This window comes from Allostigmatella hybrida, assembly GCF_020103775.1.
Taxonomy (GTDB): domain Bacteria; phylum Myxococcota; class Myxococcia; order Myxococcales; family Myxococcaceae; genus Hyalangium; species Hyalangium aurantiaca.
In genome coordinates, this window is record NZ_JAHXBH010000009.1 from 211,259 (window position 1) to 228,344 (window position 17,086).

Annotated in this window: 14 protein-coding genes and 1 pseudogene; 9 read left to right on the top strand and 6 right to left on the bottom strand. The window is 68.0% G+C overall.

Translation table 11 applies throughout. The features are described 5' to 3' along the window. Positions 1-131 precede the first annotated feature (131 nt). The 4 genes and pseudogenes from KY661_RS17690 to KY661_RS17705 all read left to right on the top strand — a co-directional run bounded on the left by KY661_RS17690 (position 132) and on the right by KY661_RS17705 (position 6,347). Positions 132-2,369 carry an RCC1-like domain-containing protein gene (locus KY661_RS17690; RefSeq protein ID WP_225411308.1) on the top strand — a complete coding sequence of 746 codons (2,238 nt, stop codon included), beginning with the start codon at positions 132-134 and terminating at the stop codon, positions 2,367-2,369. Between the two features lie 238 nt (positions 2,370-2,607). Next, positions 2,608-4,719: pseudogene (locus KY661_RS17695) on the top strand (RCC1 domain-containing protein); the annotation flags it as partial. A 186-nt stretch (positions 4,720-4,905) separates the two neighbouring features. Further along, complete coding sequence (locus tag KY661_RS17700; protein ID WP_225411310.1) at positions 4,906-5,844, top strand: DUF2381 family protein; 939 nt, start codon at positions 4,906-4,908, stop codon at positions 5,842-5,844. Positions 5,845-5,855: 11 nt separating this feature from the next. Next, a complete protein-coding gene (locus KY661_RS17705) occupies positions 5,856-6,347 on the top strand; it encodes a serine/threonine protein kinase (protein ID WP_225411311.1) in 492 nt (163 codons plus the stop codon). 23 nt (positions 6,348-6,370) lie between these two features. Here the strand turns inward: KY661_RS17705 and KY661_RS17710 are convergent, their stop codons facing one another. After that, positions 6,371-6,658, bottom strand: coding sequence for a DUF2379 family protein (locus KY661_RS17710; RefSeq protein ID WP_225411312.1), 288 nt, complete (start codon positions 6,656-6,658; stop codon positions 6,371-6,373). A 50-nt stretch (positions 6,659-6,708) separates the two neighbouring features. Between KY661_RS17710 and KY661_RS17715 the strand changes: the two genes are divergently transcribed. The 3 genes from KY661_RS17715 to KY661_RS17725 all read left to right on the top strand — a co-directional run bounded on the left by KY661_RS17715 (position 6,709) and on the right by KY661_RS17725 (position 8,144). Beyond that, positions 6,709-7,194, top strand: a complete 486-nt coding sequence (locus tag KY661_RS17715; protein WP_225411313.1) for a serine/threonine protein kinase — start codon at positions 6,709-6,711, stop codon at positions 7,192-7,194. 84 nt (positions 7,195-7,278) lie between these two features. After that, complete coding sequence (locus KY661_RS17720; RefSeq protein WP_225411337.1) at positions 7,279-7,752, top strand: SMI1/KNR4 family protein; 474 nt, start codon at positions 7,279-7,281, stop codon at positions 7,750-7,752. After that, on the top strand, positions 7,749-8,144 hold the full coding sequence (locus tag KY661_RS17725; protein WP_225411314.1) for a type II toxin-antitoxin system PemK/MazF family toxin: 396 nt from the start codon (positions 7,749-7,751) through the stop codon (positions 8,142-8,144). Before KY661_RS17720 ends, KY661_RS17725 begins: the two co-directional genes overlap by 4 nt. A gap of 58 nt (positions 8,145-8,202) precedes the next feature. On the opposite strand, the gene KY661_RS17730 is transcribed toward KY661_RS17725, so the two are convergent. From KY661_RS17730 to KY661_RS17745, 4 genes are all read right to left on the bottom strand, one after another. After that, entirely contained in the window at positions 8,203-8,991 is a 789-nt protein-coding gene (locus KY661_RS17730) for a DUSAM domain-containing protein (RefSeq protein ID WP_225411315.1), read from the bottom strand. A gap of 117 nt (positions 8,992-9,108) precedes the next feature. Continuing rightward, positions 9,109-10,242 carry a polysaccharide lyase family 7 protein gene (locus tag KY661_RS17735; RefSeq protein ID WP_225411316.1) on the bottom strand — a complete coding sequence of 378 codons (1,134 nt, stop codon included), beginning with the start codon at positions 10,240-10,242 and terminating at the stop codon, positions 9,109-9,111. 12 nt (positions 10,243-10,254) lie between these two features. Next, positions 10,255-11,739 (bottom strand): glycosyl hydrolase family 18 protein, encoded by a 1,485-nt coding sequence (locus tag KY661_RS17740; RefSeq protein ID WP_225411317.1) that lies wholly within the window; start codon positions 11,737-11,739, stop codon positions 10,255-10,257. Positions 11,740-11,867: 128 nt separating this feature from the next. Then, positions 11,868-13,055 (bottom strand): MFS transporter, encoded by a 1,188-nt coding sequence (locus KY661_RS17745; protein WP_225411318.1) that lies wholly within the window; start codon positions 13,053-13,055, stop codon positions 11,868-11,870. Positions 13,056-13,317: 262 nt separating this feature from the next. Between KY661_RS17745 and KY661_RS17750 the strand changes: the two genes are divergently transcribed. Then, complete coding sequence (locus KY661_RS17750) at positions 13,318-14,187, top strand: hypothetical protein (RefSeq protein WP_225411319.1); 870 nt, start codon at positions 13,318-13,320, stop codon at positions 14,185-14,187. 68 nt (positions 14,188-14,255) lie between these two features. Further along, on the top strand, positions 14,256-14,900 hold the full coding sequence (locus KY661_RS17755; RefSeq protein ID WP_225411320.1) for a glutathione S-transferase family protein: 645 nt from the start codon (positions 14,256-14,258) through the stop codon (positions 14,898-14,900). A gap of 26 nt (positions 14,901-14,926) precedes the next feature. On the opposite strand, the gene KY661_RS17760 is transcribed toward KY661_RS17755, so the two are convergent. After that, the gene (locus KY661_RS17760) at positions 14,927-16,960 is read right to left on the bottom strand and encodes a hypothetical protein (RefSeq protein ID WP_225411321.1); all 2,034 of its coding nucleotides are present in this window, start codon (positions 16,958-16,960) and stop codon (positions 14,927-14,929) included. Positions 16,961-17,086 lie beyond the last annotated feature (126 nt).

A 17,086-nucleotide genomic window follows, 5' to 3' on the forward strand; every position in this document is an offset into this window, starting at 1 on the left:
CCAGTGCGCGTACCGCCGAGGAGGAGCGCTTCAGTCAAAACGGCCTGAACCTGACACGGCTCGCAATAGCTTTATTTCTCGTACTAAATAGAAATAACCGCTTTTCGAGCGTCAGGACCCAGGGGTTTCGAATGCAGCGCAGTCAGGGATGGTTGAAGCAGGTGTGGAGCGTAGGGCTTGGACTTTGGCTGGCCGTGGGTTGTGGGCAAGCCACGGTGGAGACGGAAGAACAGGCGTCGCGCAGCTCGCCGCTCTGGGGCTCTCAGGCGAGGGCCCGTCTCTCCGCGGGGGGGGAACATTCCCTGGCGGTGCGTCCAGATGGCACCGTGTGGGCCGCGGGGGGTAACACCTACGGCCAGTTGGGCGATGGCACCACGAGCAGCCGCTCGGTGCCTGGGGCGGTGCAAGGCCTGAGCGGGGTGATCGCCGTGGCGACGGGCCAATACCACTCGGTGGCGTTGCGCTCGGACGGCACCGTGTGGACCTGGGGGTACAACTACCACGGCCAACTGGGCGATGGCACCACGAGCACCCGCAAGGTGCCCGTGGCGGTGCCCGGGTTGAGCGGCGTGGTGGCCGTGGCGGCGGGCTACTCCCACTCGCTGGCGTTGCTCCCGGACGGCACGGTGTGGGCCTGGGGCTACAACGGCGCCGGCCAGCTCGGGGATGGCACCACAACCCACCGCAAGGTGCCTGGGGCGGTGCCAGGCTTGACCGGGGTGGTGACCGTGGCGACAGGCCAATACCACTCGTTGGCGGTGCGCTCGGACGGCACCGTGTGGACCTGGGGAGACAACGCAAACGGCCAACTGGGCGATGGCACCACGAGCACCCGCAAGGTGCCTGGGGCAGTGCCCGGGTTGAGCGGGGTGGCGGCCGTGGCGGCGGGCTACGCCTACTCGGTGGCGTTGCGCTCGGACGGCACGGTGTGGGCCTGGGGCTACAACAATTCCGGCCAGCTCGGGGATGGCTCCTGGACCGAGCGCAGGGTGCCCGTGGCGGTGCCCGGGTTGAGCGGGGTGGTGGCCGTGGCGGCGGGCTTCGGCCACTCGCTGGCGTTGCTCCCGAACGGCACGGTGTGGAGCTGGGGGGCCAACGCCTCCGGCCAGCTCGGGGATGGCACCACGAGCAACCGCAGGGTGCCGATGGAAGTGCCAGGGTTGAGCGGGGTGATGGCCCTGGCCGCGGGCCAGCACTCCTCGCAGGTGGTGCGCGCGGACGGCAAGGTGTGGGGCTGGGGGTCCAACGCCTCCGGCCAGTTGGGCACTGGCACCACGAGCACCCGCACGGCGCCTGTGGCGGTACAAGGGTTGAGTGAGGTGACGGCGGTGGCGGCGGGCCAATACCACTCGCTGGCGGTGCACTCGGACGGCACGGTGTGGGCCTGGGGGGACAACGCCGCCGGCCAGCTCGGCGATGGCACCACGGGCAACCGCACGGGGCCTGGGGCGGTACCCGGGTTGACGGGGGTGGTGGCCGTGGCGGCGGGCTCTTCCCACTCGCTGGCCTTGCGCTCGGACGGCACGGTGTGGGCCTGGGGGGATAACACAAACGCCCAATTGGGCGATGGCACCACCCTCCCCCGCACGGCGCCGGGGGCGGTGCCCGGGTTGAGCGGGGTGGTGGCCGTAGCGGCGGGCGCCCACCACTCGCTGGCCTTGCGCTCGGACGGCACCGTCTGGGCCTGGGGGGACAACGCCTCCGGCCAATTGGGCAATGGCACCTACAGCAGCCGCACGACGCCTCGGGCGGTGCCAAACTTGAGCGGGGTGGTGGCTGTGGCAGCGGGCAACAACCACTCGCTGGCGGTGCGCTCGAACGGCACCGTGTGGGCCTGGGGGGCCAACGCCTCCGGCCAGTTGGGCGATGGCACCACGACCGGCCGCCCGGCGCCTACGGTGGTGTCAGGCTTGAGCGGGGGGGTGGCGGTGGCGGCGGGCTACGCCCACTCGGTGGCGGTGCGCTCGGACGGCACGGTGTGGACCTGGGGCTACAACACCTCCGGCCAGCTGGGGGATGGCACCACGAGCAACCGCACGGCGCCTGGGGCGGTGCCTGGGTTGACCGGAGTCGCCGCCGTGGAGGCGGGCTACGCCTACTCGGTGGCGGTGCGCTCGGACAGCACCGTGTGGGGCTGGGGGGCCAACGGAGCCGGCCAGCTGGGAGATGGCACCACGAGCAACCGCACGCTGCCTGTGGCGGTGCAAGGGTTGACCGAGGGGGGCATGGTGGCGGCAGGCGACACTCACGCGCTGGCGGTGCGCTCGGACGGCACGGTGTGGGGCTGGGGGTCCAACGGCAGAGGCCAGATCAGCGATGGGGGACCTACCTCCTCCGAGTACGCTCCCACGCTTTCCTTGCTGTACTGAAGGAGGGCCAGGGGCACGCATCCCGTGAGACTCCACCTGACTAGCCAGAGCGGTATTTTTCGGATTAACTGGATTCACCGCTTTTCAAGCGTCAGGACCCAGGGGTTTCCGAATGCAGCGCAGTCAGGGATGGATGAAGAGGATGTTGACGGTAGGGCTTGGGCTTTGGCTGGCCGTGGGCTGTGGGCAGGCCACGGTCGAGACGGAAGAACAGGCGTCGCACCGCTCGCCGCTCTGGAGTTCTCAGGCCAGGGCCCGTCTCTCCGCGGGGGGGGAACATTCCTTGGCGATACGTCCCAACGGGACCGTGTGGGCCACAGGGGATAACACCTACGGCCAGCTGGGCGATGGCACCACGAACAGCCGCTCGGTGCCTGGGGCGGTGCCAGGCTTGAGCGGGGTGGTGGCCGTCGCCACGGGCCAGAACCACTCGGTGGCGTTGCGCTCGAACGGGACGGTGTGGATCTGGGGGTCCAACGCCTACGGCCAGTTGGGCGATGGCACCTCGCTCAACCGCACGCTGCCCGTGGCGGTGCCCGGGTTGAGCGGCGTGGTGGCCGTGGCGGCGGGCCATTCCCACTCGCTGGCGTTGCTCTCGGACGGCACGGTGCGGACCTGGGGATACAACGACTCCGGCCAGCTGGGGGATGGCACCACGACCCACCGCAGGGCGCCTGTGGCGGTGCCGGGCTTGAGCGGGGTGGTGGCCGTGGCGGCGGGCCAATATTACTCGTTGGCGTTGCGCACGGACGGCTCGGTGTGGACCTGGGGGGCCAACCTCTACGGCCAGTTGGGCGATGGCACCACGAGCAACCGCAAGGTGCCTGTGGCGGTGCCAGGCTTGAGCGGCGTGACGGCCGTGGAGGCAGGCCACGGCCACTCGCTGGCGCTGCGCTCGGACGGTACGGTGTGGGCCTGGGGGCACAACCTCTACGGCCAGTTGGGCGATGGCACCACCGTCAACCGCACGGTGCCTGTGGCGGTGCCAGGCTTGAGCGAGGTGACGGCCGTGGCCGCGGGCCATTCCCACTCGCTGGCGTTGCTCCCGGACGGCACGGTGTGGACCTGGGGGTACAACGCCTACGGCCAGCTCGGGGATGGCACCACCGTCAACCGCACGGTGCCTGCGGCGGTGCCAGGCTTGAGCGAGGTGATGGCCCTGGCGGCGGGCCAGTACTCCTCGCAGGTGGTGCGCGCGGACGGCAAAGTGTGGGGCTGGGGGGACAACGCCTCCGGCCAGCTGGGCACTGGCACCACGCACACCCGCACGGCGCCTGTGGCGGTGCAAGGGTTGAGCGCGGGGGTGGCCGTGGCGGCGGGCGCCGCCCACTCGGTGGCGCTGCGCTCGGACGGCACCGTGTGGGCCTGGGGGGACAACTCCGCCGGCCAGCTGGGGGATGGCACCACGGGCAATCGCACGGTACCTGGGGCAGTGCCTGGGTTGAGCGGGGTGACAGCCGTGGCGGCGGGCGTTAGCCATGCGTTGGCGTTGCGCTCGGACGGCACGGTGTGGACCTGGGGGTACAACATCTACGGCCAGCTGGGCGATGGCACCACCCTCACCCGCACGGTGCCCGTGGCGGTGCCAGGCTTGAGCGGGGTGGTGGCCGTGGCGGCGGGCGCCCGCCACTCGCTGGCGCTGCGCTCGGACGGCACCGTGTGGGCCTGGGGGTACAACGCCTCCGGCCAGTTGGGGAATGGCCTCTACAGCAACCGCACGGTGCCTGGGGCGGTGCCAGGATTGAGCGGGGTGGTGGCCATGGCGGCAGGCGACAGCCACTCGCTGGCGGTGCGCTCGGACGGCACCGTATGGGCCTGGGGGTACAACTCCTCCGGCCAGTTGGGCGATGGCACCACGACCAGCCGCCCGGTGCCTGGGGCGGTGCCCGGGTTGAGCGGGGTGACGGCCGTGGCGGCGGGCCTCGGCCACTCGCTGGCGCTGCGCTCGGACGGCACGGTGTGGGCCTGGGGGCTCAACGCCTACGGCCAGTTGGGCGATGGCACCACGAGCAACCGCAAGGTGCCTGGGGCGGTGCCGGGGTTGAGCGGGGGGGTGGCCGTGGCGGCGGGCTACGGCCACTCGCTGGCGCTGCGCTCGGACAACACGGTGTGGGGCTGGGGGGCCAACGGAAGCGGCCAGCTCGGGGATGGCACCTACAGCAGCCGCAGGGCGCCTGGGGCGGTGCCAGGGTTGAGTGGGGGGGCGGCTGTGGCGGCGGGCGACTCTCACTCGCTGGTGGTGCGCTCGGATGGCACGGTGTGGGGCTGGGGGTCCAACGGAAGCGGCCAGCTCAGCGATGGGGGACCTACCTACGACGAATACACTCCCGTTCTCTCCTTGCTGTATTGAGACAGGCCAGGGGCACGCATCCCACCTGCATCCTCAGTACCGCGGCCAGGGGTGCGGGGTGATCCGCGAGCACGACGTGTACTGGCGCCACAACCCATCCCTGCACCTGTCCTGGAAGTAGGCGAAGGAGACCACCCACCTGGGAGGTTGGACGCCGGGAAGCCTATCGGTTAGGTTTCCCGGTTGATGCGTCCTTCCGCCTCCGCGTCTGCCCTGCTTCTCCTCCTCGTGGCTCCCTCGGCCTGGGCCAGGCTGCCGGACGATCGGATCGTGCTCCGGACGCTCAAGCTGTCGGAGCATCCGAGTACCGCCACGCACAACATCCACGTCTCTGGACAGGTGGTGACGGTCCTCCGGTTCGACCAGGAGGTGGACCCCGCCAAGACGAAGCTCCTGGGGTGGGAAGGCCGGTTCGAGCCGTTGCTCGTTGGGAGCAAGAAGGTGGTCATCGAGCCGCTTCGCAACCTCGGCCGTGACGAAGGGGTGCCTCTGCTCGTGACGCTCGTGGACGGGACGGAGATCCCGTTCCTGGTGCGGCCACCCTGGGACAAGCAGGACCTGGGCTGGACGCCCTTCACCGACCATCAGGTCAACGTGTTCAAGGATCCCGACAGCTACAACGCGGTGCTCTTCTCCCTCAACGACGCCCTCCAGCGCGAGAGCGAGCTCCGCGACGAGAACGAGCGGCTCAAGAGGGAGGAACAGTCCATCGACCACGCTTATGCGACGCTCCTCTTCAAGGGGGACGTGAAGAAAACGCCGTTTCGGCGTCAAGCCGTTTACCGTCCGAAGAACGACGGCATGGCCATGGTTGTCGAAATCTTTTCGGGTCCCGGGAAGGCAGCGGTTCTGGTTCACCTGACGAACACTGGCGACGAAGCCCCCTGGACGTTTGATGGTGCCTACGTGACCCGGGACTTCACCAGCCACACGAAAAAACCCTTCGCTCTTCGTATGGATCGGACCGAACTTGCTCCGGGTCAGTCCGGAAAGATCGCGGTCGTGGTGGACGAAAGCGCCTTCGACCAAGAGGGGAAACTCGTCGACCTCTCCCTCCTGATTTTCCGTGGAGATGGGCTCCTTCAGGTGGCCGTCACAATGGATCACACGCTGATTCGGCAGTAGAAATGCCGGTGATGCTCACCCAGAACCGCCTTCTTCTCAGCACGTCCATTCTCCTTGCGGCATCGCTCGGCTGTGCCACGTCTGGTGGCGTGGCGTTGCGTCGGGATGGCACGCCAGGCCCTCAGAAATGTTCCGAAGAAGCCCAAAAAATAATGGAGGCGCTGAAGCTACACGTCGGGGATGCCTCTTTGGTGGAACTTGACGCGAACCAATTGAGGAGCAAGCGCATCACGCTCTACGACGGCCCCATTGAGAGCGTTCTGAAGGAAGAGTTTGGCACGCTTGAGGCGACGACGCGCCTGTACGGACAGGTCTGGACGAGCGGTCCGCAGGTGGTCATCCGCTACTATGAAGCCCACCCTCCAGACAGCGCGAAACTTCCTATCTGCGCGGTGGCCCGGCTCAGCTACGACCAGATGAAGAAACGGCCCGAGTCTCAACCAGGAACCGCCATTCTTGATGGCTCCGTCGCTGCGGCCTACGTCGTCGATGCCTTCAGGTAATGCGCTCTACCAATCCGGAGTGGTCATGGCGTCGGAGGCAGTTCATCCAGGTACGCGAGCTGCTCCTCCGCGGCACGGCGGTATCTTGGAACGACCTCCACAGCCAGCCAGTCGCGGATCTGCTGACGTGCCCCTTCGAGATCTCCAGCATCACAGCCCGCTCCTTCGCACTGCGCAGGGACCGAAGCTCCCTCATCCCTGGTCGAACAGGGAGGAGCGCGGTGGTCGCGGACCAGAGTGCTTTCGAAACAGAGACGGGAGAACTCGTGGATCTCGCCCTCCCGCTCTTCGGTGGGGATGGCCTCCTCCAAGTGATGGTGACGATGGAACGCACCCTCATTCAGAAGTAGAAGTGCCGCTCATGCCCGCCCCCAAAGCACTCCTGAGCACCCTCCTCCTGTCCGCGACGTCCGCCTGCACCACGGCCGGTGGCGTGGCGCTGCGCCCGGACGGCACTCCAGGCCCCCAGGAGTGCCCAGAAGAAGCGCTGAAGGCGATGCGCTACATGAGGCTGCGCGTCGGAGACAGTGCGTTGGTGGAGCTGGATGCGAACCAGATCCGGAGCCGACGCATCACGCTCTACGACGGACCGATCGAGAGCGTCCTGAAAGAGGACTTTGGCACGCTGGAGGGGCCTACCCGCTTGTATGGGCAGGTGTGGACGAGCGGGCCTCAGGTCGTCATCCGGTATTACGAGGCGCACCCTCCGGACGGCGAGAAGATTCCACTCTGCGCGGTCGCCCGGCTGGGGGAGGACCAGATGCGGAAACGGCCCGAGTCGAAGCCGGGAACCGCCATCCTCGACGGTTCGATCGCGGCTGCTTTCGCCGTCGATGCATTCCGGTAGGTTGCGTCCAAACGATAAATCCCTTGCTGAAGACGTGCTTCGCGAACAATCGAAGATTCCTTAAGACCAGTGCTCGCCATGTCTATGACCGATTTGCTCGACGAGATTTCCCGCGAGCACTTTCCATACCCGCCCGCCTCCCCTGAGGAGATTGATACTTTCGAGCAGCGGGTGGGCTGGAAGTTGGACCCTGATCTGCGCACCTTCTACTTACACTGCAATGGGGCAGAACTGATTGAGCGGTTGCCGGACACGCCTTATCGCATTCTTCCACTGACCAAGATCATCCGGGCGCGTGTCTCCATCTACGGCGAGGACGATGACAAGTGGGGACCCGCTTCGACCTACGCACTCTGCGATGTGCAGGATGGCAACTACGTCATGGTAGACGTGGCTCGACAGGAGAACGGCCGTTACCCCCTCTTCGATGGGGATCATGAAGCGTGGCCGGATCCAGCATATTGCAAGCAAATCACCCACTCGTTCGCGAAGTTCTTGGAGCAGATCCTGCGCACCCGGCGAGGTCTCTACTGGCTGGGAATAGCGAGCGCGAAATGAAGACGGACACAGGAGCGCCCACGGGCACGCCTCCCGTGAGCATCAACCGCGGAGATATCTTCTGGCTTGGGCCCGATGACTCAAGGGGTCCTGCCCCGGCCTACTCCCATCCCCACGTGGTGGTTCAGGACGACATCTTCAACCACTCGCGCATCACCACCGTCGTTGTATGCGCGCTGACGTCGAATCTGCACCGGGCCACCGAGCCGGGAAACGTTCTGCTGGAGGTGGGCGAAGGAAACCTTCCCAAGCAGAGCGTGGTGGTCGTCTCGCAGATCTCCTCGGTCGACAAGGCCCGCCTGGGTGAACGCATCGGGTCCCTGTCCAGCACGCGAGTGGACCAGATTCTGGCCGGTCTGCGCTTCCAGCAGGTGTCGTTCTTCAACCGGTAGCTAACCTGATACGCCGCCGTGGACGGCCTGGGCGTGGCGTGCGAGGCGGATCCGGCGCTCAACCTGGAGGTTCTGGGTCGTCCAAGTACGCGAGCTGCTCCTCGGCGGCACGGCGGAATCTCGGGACAACTTCCACGGCCAGCCAGTCGCGAATTTGCTGGCGTGCCCCTTCGAGATCGCCAGCGTCCTGCAGTTCCGCCATCCGGTCCATGGCGCTCTCAAGCCGGTCTGAGGCCTCACGGAGGCGCCCCATGATCTGCCCGAGAAGCGCCCCTGCGCGCTCAGGGCTTGCCAGTGCCTCTTCCGTCTCGGTCTCGCTCATGCCCACGTCAGCGGCGGACCGTCGCAGGAAAGTGCGCATTCCCTCGTTGAGTTCCAGTGGGTGCCCTTGCTGAACACGATGCAGAAAGATCGGGACCAGAGCCCGATCGGAGAGCTTCGGATCGACCTGTCCGCTCGCGGCAACCGACTTGAGCCGGGTCATCTCGCGGAGCATGGCTTCGGCGCGCTCCCGGTACAGCGGTACGACCTCAACGGCGAGCACCTCTTCCATCTGCCTGCACGCACCGTCCAGGTCCCCATCATCCCGGAGGTCATACGCCCGGATTGTGGCCGCGCCGAGTTGGGCTGAGCCCTCACGGATGCGACGCCTGATCTCCCCCAGCAGCGAGGTGGCCGTGGGAACACTGCGTAGAGCGTTCTCTGCGTCGTCTGGAGAGAGCGCTACCTCTTCTGCTGACCGCTGCAAGAGCGCGCGCACCTCGTCCGAGAGTTCGAGCGGTTCACCGCGCTCGATCACGCGCTGTCCTAGGGCGCGAATGGGTTCCCAATCGATCTCACCGGTCATGGTGGCCTTCCGCCCAGATTCTGGCCGGTCCGTGATTCCAGCAGGTGTCGTTCTTCAACCGGTAGCCCCGTTCCACGCGCAGCACGGCCACGGGAACGGGGGCCTGGAGCGGCCTTCCTATTTCAGCGCCGTCACCGCGACCTTGGCGGTCGTGCCGTTCTTCTCGGAATCCTGCGAGTAGGCGCCGAGCTTGAAGTACAGGTCCACGGCACTCCATGACGCGGTGTTGTAGGTGAACGACTTCGACGTGCCGTTGACCGTCACCGTCACCGTGGAACCGGCCAGCTTGATGACGTAGTCGATGTTCTGCCCCAGCGCGATGCCGCTCTTGATGAGGATGCGCTGCTCGCTGTCCCCGAAGTTCTTCTTCACCCCCATCAGGATGTCGCCGTTCGTCCAGCGCAGCTTCAGCAGCTCCGAGCCGCCCGTCTGCTCGCCATGGATCTGGCCGATGATGATCTGGCCCGTGGCGGGCTGCTGAAGCACCTTCATCGACACGGAGAGCGTGCGCGTCACGCCCATGTTCCAGGTGGCCTTGCCTCGCAGCTCCGAGCGGGGATAGTGGGAGTTGGCGGTCGAGCCCGCCCCCGACGGCACCGAGAACGTCATCGCCCCGGTCGAGGCGTCCGTGAAGAAGTACTTGTCCGTGTAGGCGTTGATGGGGTCGACCTGCTTGACCTGGAGCGACCCGTCCAACGTCTGGAGCCGGTAGCCGGACAGGTCGAAGTTCTGTCCCGGCGCCTTGCCCGGATCGAGCGCGGGCCCCGAGCAGGTGCCCGGCCCGTTCGTCCAGATCTCCAGCTCCGACAGGCTGACCCAGGTGTTGACGTCGCTGCCGGTGCTGAGCACCCGCACGTACCGGGCCGCCCGGCCGCCAAAGTTGTAGGGCTTCAGCGCCGCCGTCGTGCCGCTGTTCGTGCCGGTGAACACCGTGCTCCAGGTGCTGCCGTCCGCCGACGCCTGGAGCCGGAGGTTGTACTTGCGCGAATCGCCGTTGTACCAGGCGAGGTTGGCATAGGCGACCTGGTGGCAACTGCCCAGGTCGTACTGGAGCCACTGCTCGCCCTCGCTGGCGTTCGCCGACCAACGCGTGTTCAGCCACCCATCGTTCGCGTTGACCGGCAGGTTGGTGTCACTGCCGCTGGCGCTGATGTTCTCGTCCGGAATGCCCAGCTTCGTTTGCGCGAACGCGGGCACCGACACCAGCGTGGCCGCCGCGGCGATCAGGATGGACTGATGGAGCGTTGGCATGGCTTCACCCTCTCAGCGGATCGAGGAGTCGATGGCGCGCAGCAGGGACTGCTCGCTGGAGCTGCTCACGTCTCCGGCCAGCTCCCAGATCATGATGCCGCCGTACTGCTTGGCCAGCGTGGCCTTGGCGCGCATCGTCGCCAGCCCGTTGTACGAGTACTGGGCCCCGTTCACGTTGAGCCAGTCGGTGGTTGGCGCGTTCGAGTAGCTCGCCAGGATGTCCTTGTAGAGCACGTACTTGCTGCTCGACCCGCCGCAGTTGCCCCAGCAATACCCGTAGAACGGCACGCCGAGGACGATCTTGTCCTTCGCCACGCCCTTGTTCGAATAGAAGTTCAGCGCCGTCTGCGCCTGCGCGTAGCTGGAGTGCTCCCCCGCCCCCGTCCAGGTGCCCGTGTTGTCGTAGGACATGACGGTGATGAAGTCGAAGGACCGCAGCGTCGTGTCCGACATGCCGTGCTGCATCCACTGCGACACGGCCGCCGTCACCGGCAGGCCGCGCGGCCGGGCCTTGGCGATCAGCTTCGCGATGAACGTGTCATACACCGCGCCCATGCGGTCCGGCGCCTCCACGTCCACGTCGATGCCATCCATGTTGTTGGAGACCACGTAGTTGATGATGTGGTCCACGAAGGCATCCACCCGGGCAGGCTGGTAGAAGGGCGCGATCCGGTCATCGCCGCCACCGCCGCACAGCGAGGGGAATACCTTCACGCCCTTGGCGTGCGCGGCGTTCACGAACGTCGCCAGGTCGCTCGCCGGCGCCAGCTGGAGCTGCCCGTTCGCATCGCCCAGGGCGAACGCCAGGTTCACGTGCGTGAGCTTGTCGAAGTCCACCTTGCCCACCCAGCTCGCGTAGGAGCCGTACCAGTTCGGCAGGTAGCCCACGACGCGCTTCCGCCCGGTGGGAGGCGGCGGCGTGGTGCCCCCGGACAGGCCGGAGATGGTCAGCTGCTCCCAGTCGCCGAGCGCGCCGCCGTACGCGAACACCGTGCCGCCGCCGCCGTTCTCCGCGGACACCCAGTGGCCCGTCGTCACCGTCTGCAGGCCGACGATGTCGCCGTTGGCGATCGCCCCGCTGCCGCTCTTCTTGACGATGCGGAACGTCTCCCAGCCCTGACGGTTCGCGCTGGCGGCGTTCAGCGTGGAGCCACCGCCGTTGGCGGCCTGGAAGTACTGCCCCGTGCCCGCGGCGATGAAGACCGAGTCCCCGCTCTCGAGCGCCCCACCGTTGATGTCATCGAGGGTGAACTTCTCCCACGCCTGCGCGGTAGTCGCCGTCGCGGTGACCGCGCCGCCGCCGTTGTTCTGCGCGCCCACGTACCGGCTGCCGAGCACCGTCCTGAAGCTCACCCCGGCGATGACCGCCTGAGGGGCGGTGCCGGTGGCCTCGTCCGGAGCCTCGGGGGCGGTGGCCTCCGGGGCGCACGCGCTCGTGAGGAACAGGGCCGCGCACGCGGCCCGGAAGAATCGCTCTGACTGCCGACGCTGAATCATGGAACCCGCTTGGAAAGGGAGGGCAGGTCTCGCCCTCGCGCCCATAGAGGGCTTTACCGTCCATTTCGGGTTTCCAGAATCGTAACGTTTCGCCCGGAAAACTCTGATTCGATGTTTTTAACAGTTTCTTAGAATGAGGCCGCCGCCTTGCTGGAACGGGCCTGGAGCGTGGCTGACACGCCGAACACCACCAGTCCGCTCAGCGCCAGCCCGGTGCCCACCCACCCCGTGGACGACCAGCCGTAGCCCGCCGAGATGGCGAGCCCGCCCAGCCAGGCGCCCAGCGCATTCGCCACGTTGAAGGCGGAGTGGTTGAGCGACGCGGCCAGGGTCTGCGCGTCCGCCGCCACGTCCATCAACCGCGTCTGGAGGGCGGGCACCAGCGCGAACCCGCAGCCAATCAGGAGCACCGTCACCGCCGCCGCCCCGGCGTGGTGGGCCGTGAACCAGAAGGAGCCCTGCACCACCGCGTTCCACACCAGCATCCCACCCATGGTGGCCATCAACGCCCGGTCCGCCATCCACGAGCCCACGACGTTGCCGAGAATCATCCCCACGCCGAACACCGCCAGCACGGCGGGCACCACGGCCGGACGCATGCCCGCGAGCTCCGTCAGCGCCGGGGTGATGTACGTGTACACGGCGAAGGTGCCTCCCGCGCCCACCGAGCCAATGGCCAGCGTCAGCCACACCTGCCCCCGCGCCAGGGCGCCCAGCTCGCGCAGGGGGCTGGCCCCCTCCACCACTTTCAAGTCGGGCACGAACCGCGCGATGAGCCCCAGCGACACCACGCCGATGCCGCCCACCACCGCGTAGGCCACCCGCCAGCTCAGCTCCTGCCCGAACCCGGTGGCCAGCGGCGCGCCCAGCACGGTCGCCACCGTCAGCCCGAGCATCACCCGGCCCACCGCCCGCGCCCGTCCATCCGGCTTCGCCAGCGCCGCCGCCACCAGCGCCGCCACGCCGAAGAACGCCCCGTGCGGCACACCCGTCAGGAAGCGCAGCAGCGTCAGGGACACGTACCCCGGCGCCAGCGCGCTGGCGAAGTTGCCCGCCGCGAAGGCCGCCATCAGCCCCATCAGCAGCGCCCGGCGCGGCGCCCGCGCGGTGAGCACTGCGAGCACGGGGGCGCCCACCACCACGCCCAGCGCATAGGCGCTGATGAGGTGCCCCGCCTGGGGCGCCGTCACGTTCAGCTCCCCGGCCACCTCGGGCAGCAAGCCCATGATGGCGAACTCGCCCGTGCCGATGCCAAAGCCGCCCACCGCCAGGGCCAGCTCCGCCCAGGCCGCCCTTCCCTGCTCACTCCGCTCCACGCCGTTCTCCTCCGCCGCTGGGATCCCAGCGCTTGCCCGTGACATACCTGGACAGGCGGTCCTCCACGAGCCGCACCCTTGAGCTCCCTCCGGTGGTGACTGCACTCATCAGGGGTGATGTGGGAAGTCACCTCTGCTTCCGCTACCTTGGCTGGAAATTCAGGCACTTGGCGGGCCTCTGGAGGGCTGGGAGGGCCGTGGGAGCGTGGCACGGAAGACGCAATGAGGGATGGCCACGTCCCCCGCAGCCTTGGAGCCTGCCATGATCCGCCGCCGCCCCAACCTCTCGCTGCCCTCGCCGAGCACGCCGCGCCCCACCCCGAACGCGGCGCCCCAGCAGCCGGTGCGGCGGGACGACAACTTCGCCAAGCCGCGCCTGCCGGTGGAGTCCGCCATCGCCCCCGCGCTCCAGCAGGGCCGGCCCAGCAGCACCGCCGCGCAGCGCCTGGATGCGGACGAGTTCCAGAGCCACCCGGAGTACCCGGCATTCAAGAACTCCTTCCAGTCGCTGGGCATGAACGACGCGCAGATCGACAAGACGTGGAACCAGACGCTCAAGGGCGTGATGCTGCAGCAGCGCTACCGCGAGTCGGGCCAGCACGGCCCCAACCCCCACTTCGCGCAGGTGGCCGACAACGTGGCCCCACACCTGAAGATTGAACCGGGCGGAGGGCCGCTCGCGCTGTGGTCCGGCGGGTACGACGTGAGCAAGCACGCCCAGATGAACGGCCACACCACGCTGGAGAGCACCCCCGCGGGCCGGGTCTTCTCAGGGCTGGAGCTGTACCAGAACCCCAAGGCCGTCACGCCGCTGTGGAACCACCTGTCCGAGAAGTTCGTGCAGCAGAACCCCACGGGCGATGCGCACGTCTTCATGCGCACCCATGATCCGCGCAGCACGCTCTACCAGCAGGAGGTGCCCAACCTGATGGCGCAGGATCCGAACCGCAACGTCACCTGGAACCCGCTCCACACCGGCAGCGACGGCAAGCTCCAGGGCATCCAGCCGGACCTCACGCTCGGGGGCAATTCCCGCTATTCGAGCGAGCAGGACGCGCGCACGGCCCTGAAGAACTACGGCACCCAGACGCACGACGAGGGCTTTGGCGCCCAGGTCATGAAGCTCCCGTAGGCGTCCGGCCCTGGGCGTGACAAAAGCCCTCCTGGGAAACCGCTCACCCGTGAGGAGACAGGGCAGACATGATCACCATCAGTGCGTTTCAGTGGGTACCGCCGTTCGCGCAGGGCGTGGTTCGAGACCTCCGGGTGCGCTGGGCGCTGGAGGAGGCCGGGCTGCCGTACCAGGTCCGGCTGATCGACCCCCAGGTCCAGGCCTCCAGCGAGTACCGCGCGCTCCAGCCGTTCGGCCAGGTGCCGATCTACCAGGAGGGAAACCTCACCCTGTTCGAGTCGGGGGCGATCGTGCTCCACATCGCCTCCCGCAGCGAGGTGCTGCTGCCCACCGATGAGGCGGGCAAGGCGCGCGCCATCACGTGGATGTTCGCGGCGATCAACTCGATCGAGATCTACTTCCAGAACCTGGCCGAGATCGACTTCTTCTACCCCGGCCAGGAGTGGGGCAAGCAGCACCGGCCGGACGTGGTGAAGATGATTCAGACCCGGCTGGGAGAGCTCGCTACCTGTCTGGGCAGCCGCGAGTACCTGGAGGACCGCTTCACCGCAGGCGATCTCCTGATGTCGACGGTGCTGCGCATCCTGCGCCACACGGACCTGCTCGACGGCTACCCCACGCTGAAGGCGTACAAGGCGCGCTGTGAGGCGCGGCCCGCGTTCCAGCGGGCGCTCGCGAGCCAGATGGAGCCCTTCCAGCAGCGGCAGGCCTGAGCCTGCCGCCGGGGCCTTCTGGGAACTCAGGAGAAGGCTTCGGTGGCCCAGCCGCCCTGCAGGTAGTGCTGGGCGAGCTGCTCCGGGCTCAGCTCGCGCGTCTCGCCCAGGTGGGTGCGCTCGGTGGTCAGCGCCACCTCGCCCCCGCCCGCGCCCGCGTGCAGGCCGACGCTCAGGTTGTTGCCCTCGGTCACCTTCTCCTGGAGCGTCGTCTTCGTCTGCACGGCGGAGCCCGCCTGCGTCACGGCCTGGCCGATGTCCCCCTCCAGCAGGCTGTCCACGGCGCCGCTCCGGGCGAGATCCTGCGGCTTGGCGGTCATCTCGATCTTCACCTCCTGGCCCGCGCTGCCATTGAAGCCCAGCCCCTTGAGCGAGCCCTGGCGGGAGTCGGTGGCGGTGAGCTTCACCTGCTGCGAGTCCTGCGCGGTGGCCTGGATCTGACGCGCGGCGCCGGAGGGGTCCGTCACGAGCGAGGCGGGATCGAAGTCCTTCGGCAGGTTGAAGCTCTGCTCCAGCTCCACCTTCAGCCCGGCCTTGCCCTCGGCGGACGCGCCCCCGGGGAGGGTCGCCGAGGCGCCGTTGCTGCCCGGGATGTCGAGGCCCGCCGAGGCCCCCACCTGGCCACTGAGCTCCACGCTCTGCTTGAGGGCCACCTTGGACGGGTGGCCGTCCTTGAACTCGACGCGCGCGGTGGCGTCCGTCTTGCCGTTCAGGCTCGCCTTGGCGCCCACGCCCACGACATCGCCCAGCCCCGTGGCGCCCACGCTGCCGGTGAGGCTGCCCTCGGCGCCCAGCTTGAACTCCATGGCGCTCACGTTGTCCTTGAGCGAGGCCACCTCCGACAGGGGATCGCCCAGCACCTGGTTGGCGGCCGCGCCCACCAAGGGGTTGGCCACCCCGGCCCCGGCGGTCACCGCCGCGCGGGAGATGAGGTCCGTGGCCTGCTTGGCCTCCTCGGCCGTGGCGAACTTGAACTCCACCTTGGCGCCCGCGGTGCCATACGCGCTCGCGCCCGCGTCCGCCGCGCCCTTCGCGCCCAGCTTGGCGGCCACGCCGGCGCCGACCTCGCCGTTGACGGACACGGTGTAGCCACCGCCGTCGGCCTCCTTGTTGCGTTTGACTTCCAGCTCGCCCTTGGCCTTGGCGCTCACGAGGGCGACGTTGCCCTCACCGCTCAGGGACACCTTCGCGCTCTCGCCTTCCTTGAGCGAGTCGACCTCCGAGCTGAGCGTGAGCGCGTCCTGGGCGGCGCGCGCCGTCTCCACGGGATCTCGCACCACATCGGCGCCGGTCTGCAGCACGCCGCCGGTGACCTGGTTGGCCACCTTCTGGATCGGGTTGGCCGTGGGGGCGTTCTGGATGGCCTCCCCCAGCGTGTCCAGGCCGTTGGCGGCGATGTCCGTGGCCTTGTCGAGCACCTGGCCGGGGTTCTTCACCGCGAAGTCCGCCGCCCGGCCCAGGGCCTGGGCGGTGTCCTGGAACTTGCCGATCGCGCTCCCGGCCAGCTCCTGCACCTTGTCCACCGTGCCGTTGCCGAGGTCCTGCACCTTGTCCACCGCGCTGCTCGCGGCGTCCTGGGCCTTGTCGACCACGCCGTTGGCGGCCCCCTGCACCGTGTCCACCGCGCCGCTCACCAGGTTCTGGGCCTTGTTGACCACTCCACCCACGGGACCGGGCACCTTGCTGGCCACGTTGCTCGCCAGGTCCTGCACTTTGTCCACCGCGCCGTTGGCCAGGCCCTGCACCTTGTTGACCGCGCCGCCGGCGGCCTTCTGCACCGTGTCCACCGCGCCGTTGGCCAGGTCCTGCGCCTTGTCGGTCACACCACCGACGGCGTTCTTGGCGCCTTCGAAGACGTCCTTGGCCTGCTCCTGCACAACGGACGAGACCTTCTGACCGGCCTCCGCGACGCCCTTCTGGGCGGTCTCCGCGGCTTTCTGAGCGGCCTGCTGGGCGGCTTCCGCTGCTTTCCTGGCCGCATCCGCCGCTGCCTTCGCCGCCGACTCCGCAGCCCGCTTCGCAGCATTCGCAGCCCCAGAAACGATTCCGCCCAGACCCATGAGTGACCTCCCAGAGGGTTCCGGGAGCCCCTGCATCCGAACGCAGAGGCCCCTGGAACGGTTCTGGGAGGATTCTCGGAAACCTACAGCGGGAAGTTTCGTGGTTTTTTATGACCTAAGAAACTA